Source organism: Paenarthrobacter histidinolovorans (assembly GCF_014647595.1).
Taxonomy (GTDB): domain Bacteria; phylum Actinomycetota; class Actinomycetes; order Actinomycetales; family Micrococcaceae; genus Arthrobacter; species Arthrobacter histidinolovorans.
In genome coordinates, this window is the sequence record NZ_BMPM01000013.1 from 20,254 (window position 1) to 37,400 (window position 17,147).

General features: G+C 62.3%; 17 protein-coding genes. 5 read left to right on the forward strand and 12 right to left on the reverse strand.

Features of this window, described 5'->3' with window-relative positions:
- Nucleotides 1-133: 133 nt before the first annotated feature.
- From IEY62_RS21050 to IEY62_RS21085, 8 genes are all read right to left on the reverse strand, one after another.
- Nucleotides 134-1,138, reverse strand: a complete 1,005-nt coding sequence (locus tag IEY62_RS21050; protein ID WP_189021362.1) for a hypothetical protein — start codon at nt 1,136-1,138, stop codon at nt 134-136.
- A 77-nt stretch (nt 1,139-1,215) separates the two neighbouring features.
- Nucleotides 1,216-1,683 (reverse strand): DUF805 domain-containing protein, encoded by a 468-nt coding sequence (locus tag IEY62_RS21055; protein ID WP_189021363.1) that lies wholly within the window; start codon nt 1,681-1,683, stop codon nt 1,216-1,218.
- A 184-nt stretch (nt 1,684-1,867) separates the two neighbouring features.
- Entirely contained in the window at nt 1,868-3,418 is a 1,551-nt protein-coding gene (gene menE / locus IEY62_RS21060) for an o-succinylbenzoate--CoA ligase (RefSeq protein ID WP_189021364.1), read from the reverse strand.
- 11 nt (nt 3,419-3,429) lie between these two features.
- Entirely contained in the window at nt 3,430-4,755 is a 1,326-nt protein-coding gene (locus IEY62_RS21065) for an MFS transporter (RefSeq protein WP_189021365.1), read from the reverse strand.
- A 60-nt stretch (nt 4,756-4,815) separates the two neighbouring features.
- Nucleotides 4,816-5,271 (reverse strand): MaoC family dehydratase, encoded by a 456-nt coding sequence (locus tag IEY62_RS21070; RefSeq protein ID WP_026542563.1) that lies wholly within the window; start codon nt 5,269-5,271, stop codon nt 4,816-4,818.
- Between the two features lie 34 nt (nt 5,272-5,305).
- Nucleotides 5,306-6,523 (reverse strand): acyl-CoA dehydrogenase family protein, encoded by a 1,218-nt coding sequence (locus tag IEY62_RS21075; protein WP_189021366.1) that lies wholly within the window; start codon nt 6,521-6,523, stop codon nt 5,306-5,308.
- Nucleotide 6,524: 1 nt separating this feature from the next.
- Nucleotides 6,525-7,415, reverse strand: coding sequence for an amidohydrolase family protein (locus IEY62_RS21080; RefSeq protein ID WP_189021367.1), 891 nt, complete (start codon nt 7,413-7,415; stop codon nt 6,525-6,527).
- A 1-nt stretch (nt 7,416) separates the two neighbouring features.
- Nucleotides 7,417-8,370: an SDR family NAD(P)-dependent oxidoreductase gene (locus IEY62_RS21085; RefSeq protein WP_189021368.1), complete on the reverse strand. Its 954-nt coding sequence runs from the start codon at nt 8,368-8,370 to the stop codon at nt 7,417-7,419.
- 139 nt (nt 8,371-8,509) lie between these two features.
- Between IEY62_RS21085 and IEY62_RS21090 the strand changes: the two genes are divergently transcribed.
- Complete coding sequence (locus tag IEY62_RS21090) at nt 8,510-8,968, forward strand: MarR family winged helix-turn-helix transcriptional regulator (protein ID WP_018780159.1); 459 nt, start codon at nt 8,510-8,512, stop codon at nt 8,966-8,968.
- On the opposite strand, the gene IEY62_RS21095 is transcribed toward IEY62_RS21090, so the two are convergent.
- Nucleotides 8,965-10,149 (reverse strand): MFS transporter, encoded by a 1,185-nt coding sequence (locus IEY62_RS21095; protein ID WP_229785505.1) that lies wholly within the window; start codon nt 10,147-10,149, stop codon nt 8,965-8,967. The two genes, IEY62_RS21090 and IEY62_RS21095, sit on opposite strands and share 4 nt — an antisense overlap.
- A 228-nt stretch (nt 10,150-10,377) precedes the next feature.
- Between IEY62_RS21095 and IEY62_RS21100 the strand changes: the two genes are divergently transcribed.
- The gene (locus IEY62_RS21100; RefSeq protein WP_189021369.1) at nt 10,378-10,593 is read left to right on the forward strand and encodes a hypothetical protein; all 216 of its coding nucleotides are present in this window, start codon (nt 10,378-10,380) and stop codon (nt 10,591-10,593) included.
- A gap of 39 nt (nt 10,594-10,632) precedes the next feature.
- Nucleotides 10,633-11,364 carry a DUF72 domain-containing protein gene (locus IEY62_RS21105; RefSeq protein WP_189021370.1) on the forward strand — a complete coding sequence of 244 codons (732 nt, stop codon included), beginning with the start codon at nt 10,633-10,635 and terminating at the stop codon, nt 11,362-11,364.
- An 18-nt stretch (nt 11,365-11,382) separates the two neighbouring features.
- On the opposite strand, the gene IEY62_RS21110 is transcribed toward IEY62_RS21105, so the two are convergent.
- Both IEY62_RS21110 and IEY62_RS21115 read right to left on the reverse strand, forming a co-directional pair.
- Nucleotides 11,383-11,844, reverse strand: coding sequence for a GatB/YqeY domain-containing protein (locus IEY62_RS21110; protein WP_189021371.1), 462 nt, complete (start codon nt 11,842-11,844; stop codon nt 11,383-11,385).
- A gap of 218 nt (nt 11,845-12,062) precedes the next feature.
- On the reverse strand, nt 12,063-13,340 hold the full coding sequence (locus tag IEY62_RS21115; RefSeq protein WP_189021372.1) for an NAD(P)/FAD-dependent oxidoreductase: 1,278 nt from the start codon (nt 13,338-13,340) through the stop codon (nt 12,063-12,065).
- A 135-nt stretch (nt 13,341-13,475) separates the two neighbouring features.
- On the opposite strand from IEY62_RS21115, the gene IEY62_RS21120 reads away from it, so the two are divergent.
- Both IEY62_RS21120 and IEY62_RS21125 read left to right on the forward strand, forming a co-directional pair.
- Nucleotides 13,476-14,252 (forward strand): histidine phosphatase family protein, encoded by a 777-nt coding sequence (locus IEY62_RS21120; RefSeq protein WP_189021373.1) that lies wholly within the window; start codon nt 13,476-13,478, stop codon nt 14,250-14,252.
- Nucleotides 14,230-15,150: an NAD(P)H-hydrate dehydratase gene (locus IEY62_RS21125; RefSeq protein WP_189021374.1), complete on the forward strand. Its 921-nt coding sequence runs from the start codon at nt 14,230-14,232 to the stop codon at nt 15,148-15,150. Before IEY62_RS21120 ends, IEY62_RS21125 begins: the two co-directional genes overlap by 23 nt.
- A gap of 19 nt (nt 15,151-15,169) precedes the next feature.
- On the opposite strand, the gene IEY62_RS21130 is transcribed toward IEY62_RS21125, so the two are convergent.
- A complete protein-coding gene (locus IEY62_RS21130) occupies nt 15,170-16,831 on the reverse strand; it encodes a RecQ family ATP-dependent DNA helicase (protein ID WP_189021375.1) in 1,662 nt (553 codons plus the stop codon).
- Between the last annotated feature and the right edge of the window lie 316 nt (nt 16,832-17,147).

Below are 17,147 nucleotides of genomic sequence, written 5' to 3' on the forward strand. Positions count from 1 at the left end.
ACAGCATTTCACGGAGTGGTCGCGTGGTTGAGAATGACTCTCTGTCAAGCTGTTCACAGTACGATGCCGGATCCAGCAGTGCTGGATCCGGCATCTCTTCACATCGCGGTCCAGGTTATCGATTGCCCATTAACTACCGGCAGTGTTCCTCGCCGTGGATGAAGGCGTTCCAGCTAACAATCGGAGGGACTCCGTAGGCGACCAGACCAACGCATTGGTTCTGCCTCTGAGCGTTCACTGCCATGTCAACTACATGGCCCGCGGCAATGCCACAGATAAATGCCACTTCTACAGGGGCCTTCGCACAAGCGCCAGTGACAACGCCTACTCCGGTAGCAGGAAAATTAGCGATATTGTTCGTCTCGCTCCTGTTTAAGTACATCGAACACCATCCGACGCCGCACCCGAATGAGGGATCAGCCACCACTGGGTACTGAGCGCCTCGATGATCCACGGATTGTGTGATGACGTTGCCCTCAACTGCGTAGCTCGTGGGCAGATTTTTCCCCGATGCGTCTTTGGCCCAAGGCTTCAGCACTGAATTGATGATGGTTCCGTCAGCACCCAGGACATGGATGGAGCCGTCGGGCTGAAGATCCAGTGAGACTGCCCCACGGACATCCCCAACGGAAAACTTGAAGCTGGACGGCGCCGATGAATCCTTAATGGACACGAAACCCGCGTTGCTCCCATCGGAATTCCTGCCTATGACGTAGCCATGGTTGCCGGCTGAATAGACGGTGACTGGAAGTCCATTTGATTCCCGAACGACAGGGCCCTCTGTAGCGTCCGAAATTGGCGTGACGGCAAGTTCTCGCCCGGCATTCAATGAACCGGGGTTTACCTGCACCGATAATGACTTCGTTGTGCCCGCTTGGTCGGCGACCGAAGCCAGATTTCCGAGTTGCTGTACGGACGCCAGCGGATCCCAGGATTCCCTTTGGGAAACCACAGAGGCCGTTTCTTGCGAGGATACGGCCGCGACGGCTGGCGTAGCCACCGCCGTGGATCCGAGCAGCACAAACATTGCGATACTGCTGACTACTGTTCTGCTTTTCAAGAAAGTTCCCCCAATCGTTTTGCAGCGGGAAGCTTCCCGCTCGAACGGGTGCCAGTATTCAGACTCCGCTGATGTCATGCAAGTCATACGGGTTTGCGGCACGAAAAAGGGGCGGCACACTGGGTGCCGCCCCTTTTTGCGTGGTGCGTGGGTTACTACGCCGTCGGCTGGTCGAAACGCTGGCCTGCCGGGTTGGACGGCAGGAGGGCGAAGACGATGGCAACAACAGGAATGACAACCAGCAGTGCAAGCCATCCACTGAGGTTGGCGTCATGAAGACGACGGACAATCAAGGCAATGCTTGGGACCAACGTCGCAAGGCCCCAGACGACTGCAAGGACAAGGCCCACGACATAGACCGGGCCAAGAACCGGCGTTCCGGCGGAATCGATAGAGAGGCCTGAGGTCATGAGGATATTGAGCACGATCAGGACAATCGCGTTCACCAAGGTCCACCACCAGTATTCACTGCGGCTGGCGCGGCCCGAGAACGCGGTGTACTTCTTGAAGAAACGCTTGACGGCTGCACCGATCGGAGCGCCATAGTAGGGCGCCCACAGCGGCGGCTCGCCGGCCTGCGCAGCGTAGGGCTGGGTCTGTTGCGGTTGTTGCGGGTAGCTCATTGGAATATCCCCCGGGGTTCGTTGTAATGAATGCGTACTCAGAGACGAGTCGACCCAATCGTAATGCCCCGGAAGCCATTTAGGCAGTTCGATGGACAAAGTTAACCGGGATTTAGCACATTGACGGATTATGTCGCCTTTCGAGCCGTTTAAGGCCGCGGGACGTGAGTGAGCGTCGGCAGGGTTATTGTGCGTAGTGCTTGCGGAGATCCGTCTTCCTGATCTTCCCGCTAGCCGTGCGTGGCATCTCCTCAACGAACACCACGGACTTGGGAATCTTGTACCGGGCAAGGCGGCCTTCCAGATGCGAGCGCAACTGTTCCTCGCTCAGGACAGAGCCCTCCCGCAACGTGACGATTGCGCGGGGCACTTCACCCCATTTCCCGTCGGCCACTCCGATGACGGCCACGCTCCCCACGGCGGGCAGTTCTGCGATGGCTGCTTCCACTTCGGCGGGGTAAATATTCTCCCCGCCGGAAATGATCATGTCCTTGAGCCGGTCCGAGACGAACAAGAAGCCTTCCCCGTCCTGATAGCCCATGTCTCCGGAACGGAACCAGGATGAGTCCGCGAAACTCTCCACGGTTGCCTCGGGACGGTTCCAATATTCCTTGATGACGTTCGGCCCGGAGATCTGGATCTCACCCACCTCGCCCGCGCCCACGACGCTCCCCAACGGGTCAACGATCCGCACGTCCGTGAAGAAGTGCGGCAAACCGGCTGATCCGGCCTTCTGCTTGGACGCGGAGACCGGCAGCATGGTGGCTCCTGGCGCGGTTTCGGTCATGCCATAACAGCTCGTAAACCCGATCCCGCGCTCCTCATAGGCATCCAGCACCCGTTGCGGAACTGCAGACCCTCCGCAGGTGAGCTTGTCCAAGGAACTGAGATCCGCCGTCGACCATCCAGGGTGGTCGCAGAGCATCTGGAAGGTGGTGGGGACGCCGTTAAGGGTGGTGACCCGGTGCCGGCCCACCAATTCCAGGACCCGACCGGCGTCGAACTTGGATTCGAGCACCACCGTGGCGCCCTTGAGCAGCATCGGCAGCAGGCCCATGTCCAAGGAGGCGACATGGAAGAGCGGCGAGATCATGAGCGCTATGTCATTCCGGCCCAGGTCCATGTCCACCACGGTGTTGACGCAGTTCCAGGTGATGTTGCCGTGCGTGAGCAGCGCCCCCTTCGGCTTGCCCGTGGTGCCGGAGGTGTAGAGGATCATGGCGGCGTCGTCCAGGACCACTGCGACATCCATCGCTGTACCGTCCGCGGCGCCGATCACGTCCTCGTAATGTTCGACGCCGGATGGCGGCGTAACAGCGGCGGTGTCCGGGCCGCCGTCGGGAGCCACCACAAGCCGGTGGGTGACGGCGGTGTCGATTACGGCGGCGGCCGCGACACCGTCCAGGGCGGCGGCATTGATGAGGATGCGGGCACCCGAATCCTGTAGCTGGAACTGCAGTTCAGGTGCCGCCAGGCGCGTATTCAGCGGCACGAAGATGGCACCGACCACGCCACAGGCAAAGAATGTTTCCACAAAGGAGGGGTGGTTCTCGCCCAGGTAGGCCACACGGTCCCCTTTGGCTACTCCCCTGTCCTTGAGGGCATTGGCCAGGTGATCGGCCCGGTCAGCCAGTTCGAGGTAGCTGAGCTTCCGGTCACCGGAAACAAGTGCCGTTGCGTTTCCGGACTTGCTGCGGCGACGGTGCAGCCAGGATCCAACTCCGTTGTTGTCCATTGTGCGTACTCCTAACTGACCGTGGAGAGGTCGTTGTTCTTAGACTCCCGCGTCAGCAGGATGAAGACAATTGACACCAGCGACATGATGGACAGGAACACCACGACGGGGACGATGCTCTGGCCCGCATCCTTGTAGAGCCCGGCTACGATTCCGGGAGTGAAACCCGCCCCGATCAAGGTAGCCAGCTGATACCCGACAGCAGCACCTGTGTAGCGGTTGGTGGTGCCGAACTGTTCTGAAACGAACGCTGCAAGCGGTCCATAGAGGGAAGAGTGCAGAACGAGCGCCACCGTGAAAGCCAGGAAGATCAGGGCGATGTTGCCGGAGCTGAGCATCCCGAACATGGGAAACAGGTACAGGATGAACAGGGCCAAGCCGGTGACCATCACGGGACGTCGGCCGAAGCGGTCTGACAAGCGGCCGCCCAGGAGGACGAACAGGATGGAAATTGCCGAAGCTCCCGCGAAGGCATAGAGCACGCCCTGCTGCGGCGCACCCCTGGAAACCGCGTAAGTGACGGAGAACGTGGGAAGCACTACCTGAAGGCCGAAGCCGGCAGCACCGGCAAACATGATCATGATCAGAGCCTTGGGACGCTTCAGGACCTCCAGCAGCGGGATCTTGCGCTTGGTCCCTTGGGCGCTTTCCTTGGCCACGGCTTCGGCGAAGATCGGGCTTTCGGAAACGCGCAACCGCACGAACATGCCCACGATCAGCAGGACAAAGGAAAGCAGGAACGGGACCCGCCAGCCCCACGCCAGGAAGGCGTCCTGCGGGAGGGCAGAGAAAATGCCCATGACAACAGTGCCGAGCACGGCCCCTGTGGGCGCACCGGCGTTCACGAACGAAGCCGCGAAACCGCGCCGTTTCGGATCCGAATGTTCCAACGCCATCAGCGCTGCGCCACCCCATTCACCGCCGACGGCGATGCCCTGGCACACGCGCAGGAGCACCAGCAGCACAGCTCCCCAAGGACCGATCACGCTGGATCCCGGGATCAGGCCGATGAGGGTGGACGCGACGCCCATCATGGCCATGGAGACGATCAACATTCCCTTCCGGCCAATCCTGTCGCCGAAATGGCCGAAGATAATGCCGCCCAACGGCCGTGCAACGTAACCGGCAGCAAACGTTGCGTAGGCCGCTACGACGCCCACCCATTCGTCCGTTCCGGCGAAGAACACCTTGGGGAAGGCAACCGCTGCCGCCGTCGCGTACAGCAGGAAGTCGTAGAACTCGATGGTGCTGCCCAGATAGCTGGACAGGATGACCGTACGCGCTTCTTTGCGCTTTGCGGCCGTGCTCGACTGTGCGAGTGCAGTGTGTCCTGACATGGCTGTTCCTTGGAAGAGGAGGGAAGGTGCTGGAAATGGGGTTGTATTTGGAGAAGCGGCTTACTTGTAGAAACGGGCCAGGAATTCGGCCACGACGGCCGGGCGTTCCTGGCCTTCGATTTCGATGGTGGCGTTGACCTTGATCTGGGCACCGCCCTTGACCTCGGTCACTTCGGCGATGCTGCCGTTCATGCGGACTTTGGAGCCGACCTTGACCGGTGACGTGAAGCGGACTTTGTCCAGCCCGTAGTTCACCTTGGTGGTGACGCCGTCGACGTCGAACAGCTCGCCCCAGAACGGGATGATCAGGGAAAGGGTGAGGAAGCCGTGGGCAATCGGGGCACCGAAGGGACCATCCTTGGCGCGTTCGGGATCAACGTGGATCCACTGCTGATCGTCCGTGGCGTCTGCGAACAGGTTGATCTGCTGCTGGGTGATCTCCCGGTAATCGGTGGTGCCCAGGTCCTTGCCGGACATGGTGAGCAGGGTGTCGAAATCGACGACGAGATTGGGCATCATTGCCTCCTGGTTGTTGTGTTTTGAGCGTTGTTCAGTGGGTGAAAGCACTCTCGCCCGTGAGGGCGCGTCCGACGATCAGTGCATTGATTTCGTGGGTGCCTTCGTACGAATAGACAGCCTCCGCGTCGGCGTGGAAACGCGCGACGTCGGCGGCGAGCGTGATGCCGTTGCCGCCCACCACTTCACGGGCCAAGGCGACGGTTTCGCGCATCATGAGGGACGTCTGCATCTTGGCCAGGGCGGAGTCCTGGTCCCGGTAGATGCCTTTGGCCTGCTGTTCGCTCAGGCGCGTCACCAGGGAGAGTGACGCGGTGGTATTACCGAGCATTCGCGCCAGCTTCTCCTGTACCAGTTGGAAGGAACCAAGCGGGCGGCCAAATTGCTGGCGTTCGCGGACATATGCCAAAGCGGCTTCGAAGGCACCTGCCTGGACACCGGCGGCGATCCAGGCGACATCCGAACGCATGGCCCTTAGCATTGCCGCCACGTCCTTGAACGAATTCACCTCCTGCAGGCGCATGGATTCCGGCACCCGCACGCCGCTCAGCGTGATGTGGGCGTTCTGCATCATCCGCAGCGAAGCCTTGCCATGGATCTTCTCCAGGCTGACCCCGGACGCAGTGCGGTCCACCAGGAAGGCTTTGACTTGTCCGTCGGCGACGTCACGGGCGAAGACGCACAGCACGTCCGCAGTGGAGGCTCCCCCGATCCACCGCTTGGCGCCATCAAGAACCCAAGTGCCGCCGTCGGCTGTTGTTCCTGGTTCGAAGCGGGCGGTAGTTGCCAAGCCGCCGGCGATGTCCGATCCGTGCTCGGGCTCGGTCAGCGAAAAGACGCCCTTGAGCGAGAAGTCCACGACGCCCGGCATCCACTCTTCTTGCTGCTCAGCTGAAGCCCCCACCCGGATTGCCGTCCGGAACAAGCCGGCTTGTGCCGTGTACCAGGTGGCCAGGGAGGCATCGGTCCGGGCGAGCTCGAATATCCGGAATCCGTGGAAGATTCCCCGCGCCGCTTCTTCGAATGGCTCCATCAGGTCAAGGTCGATCAGAGGCTGCGCCAATTGCTCCGGGAACTCCCCCCGTTCCCAGTACCCGGCGAGCAAAGGTTTCGCGTCGGCGTCCAGGAACTCCCTCAGACGGGCCAGCACTGTGCGTTCGTCACAAGTGAGGAGAGCTTCGGCGTCGTACCAATCAGCCGTTCCGTAAAGCCGGGCACCCAGGCCAGCTTCCGTCGTCGTGCTTGTGAGCATCTCAGCCGCCCAACCCCAGCAGCCGAACCGCGTTGTCCTTGAGAATCTTCGGCCGGACTTCGTCCTTCAATGGCAGGTCGGCAAACGCGCCCAGCCACTTCTGCGGGGTGATCAGCGGGAAGTCCGTGCCGAACAGGACCTTGTCCTGCAGCACCGAGTTCGACGCCTTCACCAGGGATTCCGGGAAGTACTTCGGCGACCAGCCGGAGAGGTCAATGAAAACGTTGGACTTGTGTGTCGCGATCGAATTCGCTTCCTCCTGCCACGGCACCGAGGGGTGGGCCATGATGATCTGCAGGCCCGGGAAATCAGCGGCAACGGCGTCGAGCAGGAGCGGGTTTGAGTACGCGAGCTTGATGCCGTAGCCACCGGGAAGCCCTGCACCCATGCCGTTCTGGCCGGTGTGGAAAATGCACGGCAGACCCAGTTCCTGCAGCGTTTCCCAGAGCGGGTAGAACTGCTCGTTGGACGGGTCAAAGCCCTGGAGCGAAGGGTGGAACTTGAATCCCCGCGCGCCGAGCTCAACGGCCTGGTGCTTGGCCCCGGCGATCGCATCCTCTCCCGTCCGCGGATCGACGCTGCCAAACGGAATCAGGACGTCGTTGTTCCGCGCGGCTCCGGCGATCAGTTCCGGGATGCTGTTGGGTTCGTGCTTCAGTTGCGTCCGCGCGTCGACGGTAAATACGACGGCGGCCATGTTCAGTTCGCGATAAACCTCGGCGATCCTGTCCAGCGACGGGGTTCGGTCCTCGGCCTTGAAGTACTTCGCCGAGGCTTCCGTCAGGGCGTCCGGGAGCGAGCCGTGGCCGCAGCTGTCCACTTCGAGGTGGACGTGCATATCGATCGCCTCCAGGTTGGAGGCGTCGATGCCGGATTCGTAACGGTCAGCCATGTCAGCGGGCCTGTGCGGGTTCAGCCTTGGCGGGTTCAGGCTGCAGCTCTTCAGGCAGCGGGAGGAACTCCTCACCAACGCTTTGGAGCACGCCCGGCCCGAAGAGGGACCCGGCGTTCTCCCGCAGTGCTTCGTAGTTCCAGCCGCCGTCGCGGTATTCGGTGGTAGCCGCCGTCGGGTGGGTCCAGACCTGCAGCCGGTCGCCACCGGCGCCGATCGCTTGGCCGGTGATATTGGCAGCTTCATCCGAGGCGAGGAACGCGATGAGTCCGGAGACGTCGTCGGCGGTTCCGAATCCGAGGTCGTGACGGAAGAATGCAGGCATTGCCTCGCCGCGCTCGTCAGCCTCCACAGCTTTCTGGAAGTACGGGACGGTCTTGGTCATGGCCGTGGCAGCCACCGGAATCACGGCGTTAACCGTCACGCCGGCCTTCTTCATTTCCAGCGCCCATGTCCGGACCATGCCAACAATGCCGGCCTTCGCGGCGGCGTAGTTGGTTTGGCCGAAGTTGCCGCGCTGGCCGGTGGGCGAGCCGATGGTGATGATGCGGCCCGCCACGTTGTTTTCCTTGAAGTACGCGAAAGCCTCACGGACGCACGTGAACGTGCCCTTCAGGTGGACGTTGATGACCAGGTCGAAATCCTCGTCGGTCATCTTCAGCAGGCTCTTGTCGCGAAGGATTCCGGCATTGGTGACCAGGATATCCAGCCCACCGAACGCCTCAACGGCACCGGCCACCAGGGCCTTGGCAGCATCCGTGGTGCCCACCGGAACCACCACGGCGGCGGCCCGGCCGCCGTCGGCTTCAATCTGCGCGACGGCTTGTTCGGCCGTCTCAGCGTTCACGTCATTGATCACGACGGCGGCACCCTGGCGGGCGAGCTCCCTGGCGTAAGCGAGTCCAAGACCCTGCCCGCTCCCAGTGACGATTGCAACCTTGCCGTTCAAGCTCATGGCGTGCTCCTTCGCATGCAGTAACCGGCCGATGCCGGTGGGGCCGATCCCACTGCGTCGTGAGATCCTTGTCATGATCAATGAGAATACGGATCATTGAAAAAGTCAACGATTGTTTTTCATTACTATTGGAGTTGTCATGGGCCCGCAAAGCACCGAAGTGGAAACCCCGCGCCTGGCCGAGGCTAAAATCGGCAACGATGTGGGCCTCCTGCTGGCCAAACTGCACGCGACAGGTTCCCTCCTGAACAACAAGGCCCTGGCCGATTACGGGCTCCGTGAACGGTCCTTCTCCGTGCTGACACTGGCCTGCAGTGGGCTGGAACCTACGCAGCGCGAGCTCGCCGATTTCCTCAGCCTGGATCCCAGCCAAGTGGTCAGCCTGGTTGACGATCTTGAACACCGCGGGTTGGTAAAACGGGCCCAAGGCAAGCAGGACAGGCGGGCCAAGATCATCGTTTCCACCGCCGAGGGCCGCCGGATCCATAACAAGGCCCGGGCCGCGCTTGAGGTGTGCGAGCAGACACAGCTGGCGGCGCTCAGCGAGGACGAAAACACGCAGCTGCGGGCACTGCTGAAAAAGGCGCTGTGGGGTTAGGACTGCGAGGCAGCCGGGATTTGCTCCTTGGCCGCGGAGGCTTTGCTGCTCCGTGACGTCAGTTCGATGACAACCATGGCTGCCAGGGTCAGCACCGCGCAGATACCAAAGACGCCCTGGTATCCAAGCGCTGTCATGGAGCCGAACGCAATGATGGGACCGGACGCTATCGCGCCGATCCGCCGGGTATTGGTAAACAGCCCGGCAGCCAGTCCAGGCCGGGGAATGACCTTTTGAAACAGCGTCAGGCCAACTCCGGCTATCACGCCAAAGAACCAAGCGTGGAGAATCTGCAGGCTCAACAGCGCAATGGGGTCGGCGGCAAAGGTCATCCCTGCGTAGTACAGGACCCCGGCAATGCATCCCGATGCGATGAGTTTCTTCTCCGGGATGGAGCGGCTGAGGCGTCCAATCGCAAGCAGCGCCGGGATCTCAAGAGCCGCGGCAACACCCAGGGCAATTCCAGCCCAGATGAGTTGACCGTCCATTTTCTGGTCCACGAAAAGGGCCATGATGGTCACGGCGCTGCTGTCGGTCGCCTGGAGAATCGTGAAAGCAATGACGACGCCGATCACGGCAAGCTTTGAGGCCAACGGGCCATCATCCGTTCCGCTTGCCGGCCCTGCGCCGGATCCCGGGAGGGTTCTGTTGCGGCGAAAAGCAATGCCCGTTGTGACCAGGTTCAGGAGGGCGACGGCAGCCAAAGCCAGCAGGATCGCCTGACTTCCGAAGGATCCGATGATGACCGTGGCAAGAGGCGGTCCGGCAACCCACGCAAACGAAACAATCGCCCGCATGGTGACAACATCCTGCGAACCGGCGCCCGACTGCTTGAGGTGGGCGAAGAAGAGGGACATCCCCACGCCGGCAGGCCCCCCAAGTACCAGAAGGGCAACAACCGCCAGCGGCAAAGACGACGTCAGGGCCAACACTCCGGGAAGTGCGAGCGCAAGGACACCGCAGAAGAGCATCGGGCGGAGGTAGTCCCTCTTCCGGTCCGCGAGCGCCGGGATGATCAAGGAGGCCAGGAAGCCCCCGCCGTTATACAGCGCCAGAACCCAGCCAACGTCGGCCGGCGTGGCGCCGAAAAGGTCCACCAGCATGAGGGCCAGCGCCGGAGTAAGGAACGCGAACTGCAGGCCCCACAACAACGCCATGGAGGACGGGAGCAATTGCCGCACGGATTCGCCTTTCTTGGAGCAATAAGGGACTTCACAAGAAAAGCAGTCCAACACTGAAGATGGGAGTGACCGCGATGCGGGGTATTGGCAATACCTGCCTGCGCGCATACCGGGGCTGCTTGGTTTTGGGAGAGTATTCGCCCGCATGGACAGGTGCATAGTGCCCCGCGAAGAAGGTATGCAATTGTCCATATCGGCGGTGGTCCGGCTATGTCAGGATCAGGGATCATGAACCTCCCGTTGTTCCACGATCCTTTGCAGGGCACCGTCATTGGCGACGCGCAGCCCGTGCGTGATCCACGAGTCCACCGCCCTGTCCGCACCTCCAGCACCCCTGCCCGGCACGAAGGCCGCAGGTCAAAGCCGAGCCGCAGCCGCCAGCGCGAAGTTGCCGGCGTGGCCGAAGACCTTCAGGCACTGATGGCCAGAACCATGCCCCGCTGATTCCACACCCGGGCTGCCTGACCCGCTACCATCCTCACCATGGCCATCCACATCGGAACATCGGGTTGGAGCTACGACCACTGGGAGAACGTGCTCTATCCCCCGGGCCTGCCCGCCTCCAAGCGGCTGTCCCATTACACGGCACGGTTTACCACCGTGGAACTCAATGCGAGTTTCTACCGCTGGCCCCGCGACACCACCTTCGCAGGTTGGCGGAACCGTCTGCCGGAAGGCTTTGCGATGTCGGTCAAAGCGCCGCGTGGCCTTACCCATGCCAAGAAGCTGTACAGCCCCGAGGTGTGGGTGGAACGAATCGTCCGCTGCTGGCATGAGCTTGGCGATAAAAGGGCGGTGTTCCTGGTCCAGCTGCCGCCTGATTTTGCCCGCGACGATGCCCGGCTCGACTACTTTCTGACGGCACTGCCCCCTTGGATCCGCGTCGCCGTCGAATTCCGGCATGACAGCTGGGACCACCCGGACACATACGCACTGCTCGAACGCCATCAGGCGGCTTACTGCATCATGAGCGGCGCCAATCTGCCTTGCATCCTCCGGGCCACCGCCCCCTTTGTCTACATCCGGTTGCACGGACCGGACCACCAGCACCTTTACGGAGGTTCCTATTCGGATGGCGATTTGAGGTGGTGGGCGGACAGGATCCGTGAGTGGAGCGGCTCCGGCAAGGACGTTTACGCGTATTTCAACAACGACGGCGGTGGTAACGCCGTGCGCAACGCAGACACTTTGCGGTGGCTGCTGGGGGTTGAATGACGCGGCCTTCGGCGGTGTTCAGGCCAGGCGACCGCGCACGATCTCGCTGACAGTCTTGCCATCGAAGCGTCCTGCAACCTTTGCCGTGACGGGTTTCATGACAGCGCCGATGGATCGCATGGAGAGTTCCTGGCCCTCTGCTGTCAGGGCACCGATGGTTTCATCCACGATTGCCTCTACCTCTTCACGGGTGAGCGCTTTGGGGAGGTAAGCCTCGATGATCTCCGCTTCTGCAACTTCCGCCGCTGCGCGATCAGCTTCGCCCGCCTCGGTGTAGATCTTCGCAGTGTCCCGGCGCTTGGCGGCTTCCTTCTGGAGCAGCGAGGTGACCTGGGCGTCGTCGAGCTCCACGGGCGTCTTGCCTGACTTTTCACGGGTGGTGATCTCACCGAGGACATTGCGCACCGTGGTCAGGGCAACCTTGTTACCGGCTTTCATGTGGTCGACGACGTCTGCCTTCAAGCGTTCTTTGAGGGTCATGCTGTTGCTCCTTGTTTGGGATTCTTCCTGCTATCTTCCCAGCAGATGGCCCCGGGCCGTGAGGCCAACCGTTGTAGCCGGCCGACGGCCGGCGAAGCAGATGGCCAGGCAATTGATGAGCTCACCGAGCTGCGGATGCACAAGGGGACCAGGAACCCAGCCGAATGAGCGTGGCCTGGCCCTGCGCCTGAAGTGCTGCGGGTATATCCCTCTCCTGCTCAGGCTCCCGGCGGAGCCTGCCCGGGACGTTCATTCTCCGCGGGTCCGCTGACCACCACCTGGGCGGGACTGTGCAGGAGATATCCATTGAGCCAGGAAAACAGTGCGCGGATCTTCTGCTGGAGCCCGGACAACAGAGCGAGGTGCACGAGCAGCCACGACAAGAAAGCGAAGATGCCCTGGAGCTGGATGCGCTTCCGGCCAAGTTCTGCCACCGCTGCACCGCGTCCCACCATCGCCATGTAACCCTTGTCGACGTACCGGAAAGGCGTTCGACTGCCGCCGTTAAGGTCAGCAAGGATGTTCCTGGCCGCCCATTTTCCTGCCTGCTGGGCCACCGATCCCAGCTGCGGCAGCTTGGCTCCCGTTGAATCCGTGATGTTGGCAGCATCCCCAAGGACGTAAACGCCATCCACGTCCGGCGCTGTCAGGTCCGGGTGGACATCGACGCGTCCGCCCCTCCCCTGGGTGAGTCCCGATCCCGCAATAATGCCGCCGGCTTTCAGGCCCCCGGCCCAGACGACGATCTGTCCCGGGACGGAGCTCCCGTCCGCCAAGGTGACACCATCAGGCCTGACTTCGGTGACGCCCACACCCATGTGAAGCTGAACGCCAACTTTCTTCAGATGTTCGGTCGCATACTGTTGGGACTTCGGGGAGAACATGTTCAACACGCTGGGAACCATGTCCACCAGGTGTACCCGGCAGCGGGCCGCCAGCTCGGGCGAAAAGTACTTGCCCACCACGTATTTGACGTTTTCAGCCATTGCTCCGGCCGTCTCAACACCTGTTGGACCGCCGCCGACCACCACCACATCCACGTGGCTGTCGGGGTTTCCGTCAGCCTGGTCCAGCAACCGGGTGAGTCCGGCACCGAGCCGGGTTGCATCTGTGACGGAGTACAGGGGGAACGCCAACTCTTCCGCCCCCGGGGTGTTGAAGAAGTTAGGGACCGCCCCCACGGCAAGAACCAGGATGCCGGCCCGCAGCGTCTGCCCGTCGGCCGTCGTCACGGACCGTTGGGCTGCATCCACGGACTCCACCTTGGCGGTAAGGACCTTGACAGTTTTGAGTCGGCGGAACACGGAGCGGAGCGGCCGGGCAATGGCCGATACCCCGATTTGGGACGTCGCCACCTGATACAGCAGCGGTTGGAACTGGTGGTAGTTGTTCGAGTCAATGAGCAAGACATTTACACCCTTGCGGCCGAGTTCCCTGGCTGCTGCAACGCCTGCAAATCCGCCGCCGACCACAATGACCTGGTATGTGTCCTTCATGCGAGCAACATACTTCACTGAATGGCCCGGCAACAGAGGTTCCCGATCCGCCGTCGAGCGTTTATTCTCTGGACCGGTGGGTACGCAGTGAGTAGTGTTCTGCATTCGGCAACGCACGCGGAGGGGTGGCTTTTTGTGAACGAGGACGGTCTGACGGACGCCGTACAGGAGGCCGGTGCCGTGGAATTGGTACTGGTCCGGCATGGGGAGAGCGAAGGAAACGTGGCCGCCACTGAGGCGAGGCTGGCAGGGGCGGAAGTCATCGCGGTCCCTGCCCGGGACCCCGACGTGAACCTCTCCGGCACCGGTCAGGACCAGGCAAAAGCCCTCGGAACCGCGCTGGCCCGCATCGCCGAAAACATGAGACCGGACGCTGTTGTCTCCTCCCCCTACGCCCGTGCCAGGCAGACGGCGGAAATCGCGGTGGAGACCGCCGGATGGCCCGTGAAGGTACTCACCGACGAACGCCTCCGCGACAGGGAACTGGGCATTCTGGACAGACTCACAAGCCGGGGTGTGGAAAACCGCTACCCGGAGGAGGCCGAGCGGCGCCTATGGCTTGGCAAGCTCTACTACCGTCCGCCCGGCGGTGAGTCCTGGGCAGATGTTGCCCTCCGGCTTCGCTCCGTACTGGACGAACTCAACACCTTGGGATCCGGCCGCCGGGTGATGCTGGTCTGCCACGACGCCGTTATCCTTTTGGTCCGCTACGTTCTGGAAGGCATGTCCGAAGAGGACATCCTGGACCTTGCTTCCACCACGTCCGTGCTGAATGCCTCGATCACGCGCTACGTGCGTCCCACCGGTTCGGGGCCCTGGGAATTGGAGAGCTTCAATGTTGCCGACCACCTCACGGAGCAGGGCGTCACAGTCACCGAACACGCCGGAGATGCCAGTGTCCACCCCCAGTGAACCCACCTTGGTAACTCCGTCCCTTCTCCGGGACTGGCCACTGCCGGCGCCCGGCGCGGACAAATATTCCCGCGGGGCGGTGCTGGTCATCGGCGGGGCACGTGCGACCCCCGGGGCGGCCATCCTCGCCGGGACTGCCGCGCTGCGTGCCGGGGCCGGCAAGATAACGTTGGCTGTGGCCGAATCCGCTGCGGTGCAGGTGGGCGTAAACCTGCCGGAATGCGGCTCGCTCGGGCTGCCCGAGACAGCCGAAGGGTCATTGACCGGAGAAGGGCTGGACCGGATCGCATCAGATCTGGAACGGGCTGACGTCTTGCTGGTTGGTCCGGGGTTGGATGACCTGGAGCTGGCAGAGGCGATGCTGCGCGCACTCTTGGAGCGGGAGGAATCCAAAAGTCCCGCCGACGCTGAAGGTGGTCCCGCCGTCGTGCTTGACGCCTATGCCCTGGGGGCGCTTGGGAAGGTCGAGGGGCTCTTGGGACCATGGCGTGGGCGCCTGCTCCTTACCCCCAATCCCCCAGAGGCCGGGATCCTGTTGGGGAAGGACGTCGAGGATCTTGAAGCTGCCGTGGTGGAGATCGCGCAACGATTCGATGCCGTGGTGAGCTGCCAGGGATTCATCGCCGGTCCGCAGGGGGTTTCCGGTAAAGGGTCCGGACTCTGGAAGATCACTACAGGCTACGGAGGGCTGGGTACCTCGGGCAGCGGGGACGTCCTGGCCGGTGCGATTGCCGGACTCAGGGCCCGCGGAACCAGCCACGCCCAGGCTGCGTGTTGGGGCACCCATCTGCATGCAGCCGCCGCGGACCGCCTGGCCAGCAAGCTGGGTCCCCTCGGATTCCTGGCCCGCGAGCTCGCCGATGAACTGCCGGCCCTGATGGTGGAACTGAATACCTGAGCGCGGCCCGCGCCACCGCTCAGGCCCGCTTCAGCAGCTCATGCTCCACGACGGCGGTACGGGACAGGGTCTTGTATCCCTCCTGTTCGAACAGGACAGTAATGACGTCATCCTCGTGCCGCATCACCAGCCCGGGACCCCACTCCTTGTGGATGACAGTGGACTGCAGGGGGAACTGTTCCTCAGAGCCCGGGGCCGCGGGGTTTCCGGAATCCGCAGCGTCATGGCGGGCCTCAGCGCAAGCATCGCAGTTGCCGCAGGGCTCCGGCAGGTCCTCCCCGAAGTAACCCAACAGGAACTGGCGCCGGCAGGCATCCGTCTCGGCGTAAGCCCGCATCATGGTCAGCCGGGATTGGTCGACCCTTTGCCGCGCCTCAGCCAGTTCCACTGCGCGGCTGACCAGCGTGGCCGTTTTTGCCTTGGAAATGAGCCGGGTTCCGCGCTTGCCGGTTTTCACTGCGCCGGCCTCCTCCAACTGGTTGACCAGCCCTGTAATTCGCCGGGCAGGGAACCCTGTCAGTTCCACCATGGCGGTCTTCGGGGCCGGGCCGCCAGCGTTCCTGATCACCTTCAGGACCGTTTTCAGGGCCTCGGGGTCCGGCGCATGGGTACCGAAAAACTTGCGCAAGCCCAGGTCCTCGGCCCGGTAATGCAGGATGGCCGCAGCAGGCTTGCCATCACGGCCCGCCCTGCCGATTTCCTGATAGTAGGAGTCCAATGATTCCGGGATGTCCGCGTGCACCACGAACCTGACGTTGGGCTTGTCGATGCCCATGCCAAAAGCAGTAGTAGCCACCACCACATCGAGTTGGTCATCCAGGAAGCGCTCATGGATGCTTTCGCGGTCAGCGTCCGACCGGCCCGCGTGATAGGCCTCGGCCCGCAGGCCTTGTTCCGTGAGCTTGGCAGCATATTTCTCGGTGTCTTTTCGAGTTGCCGCGTACAGCAGCCCCATCCCTTGTTCCCTGGACAGCGCCAGCACCCGTTCCACCACGGCTTTGCGCTTTGCCTTGTCCTCTTGGTGGCGTGCCACCTCCAAGCTGATGTTGGGCCGGTCGAAACCCCGGACCAGGACCAAAGGCTCCTTCATGCCCAGCCGCTGCACGATTTCATCGCGTACCGGCGGGGACGCAGTTGCCGTCAGGGCTATCACCGGCGGATTCCCCAACCCTTCACGGACATTGCCCAGCTCAAGATAGTCCGGGCGGAAGTCATGGCCCCAGGCAGAGACGCAGTGGGCCTCATCCACCACGAACATGGAGATTTCCATGGCGGCGATCCGCTTCACTGTTTCCTGCTTGGCCAGTTGTTCCGGTGCGAGGAACAGGAAGATCGCCCGGCCGGATTCGGCCGCCAACCAGGCGGCCTCCACGTCAGAGTCGCTCCGGGAAGAATTAATTGCGACGGCTGCGCCCTCACCCAGGTCTTCGGCCAGGCCCTCCAGTTGGTCCTCCTGGAGGGCAATGAGGGGAGAAACCACAACGGCGGGGCGTTGGGTTTGTTGGTGAAGGTAAAGTGCCGCTACCTGGTAGGTGGCGGATTTTCCGTACCCGGTTGGCATGACGGCCAAAACATCACGGCCCCCGGCAAGGGCGCTCATGCCGGCGAGTTGACCATCGCGCAACTCAGGAAGGGAAAAGGAGGACGCCGCAAGGGCAGTCAGGGCAAGGTCAGCTGACATCGAAAAGGTGGCTCCGCTTGGTGGTTCCTGCGGCCACTTGCATCAGCCGAGATGACCAGCCTAGCGCGAGGCCGGGTCCTGCGCCCTTCACGGAGTTTCGCTTGTGGATAACCGTCCTGTTTGTGGTGCGGTTTTCTTGAGGTTTTCCTGAGGAAGTGTTGTGGGTTTGCAGGGTTGGTTCTTGATCCAGGCCCGGCAAAGTCGTTCTTGTCAGCCACACAGGCTGAGGAAACGGCCGGCCGGTCTCACGGTGGCCACACGAAAGGACACTGATCCCCATGGCCATCAGCCTCAAAACCACCTCCGGCAAAATCCT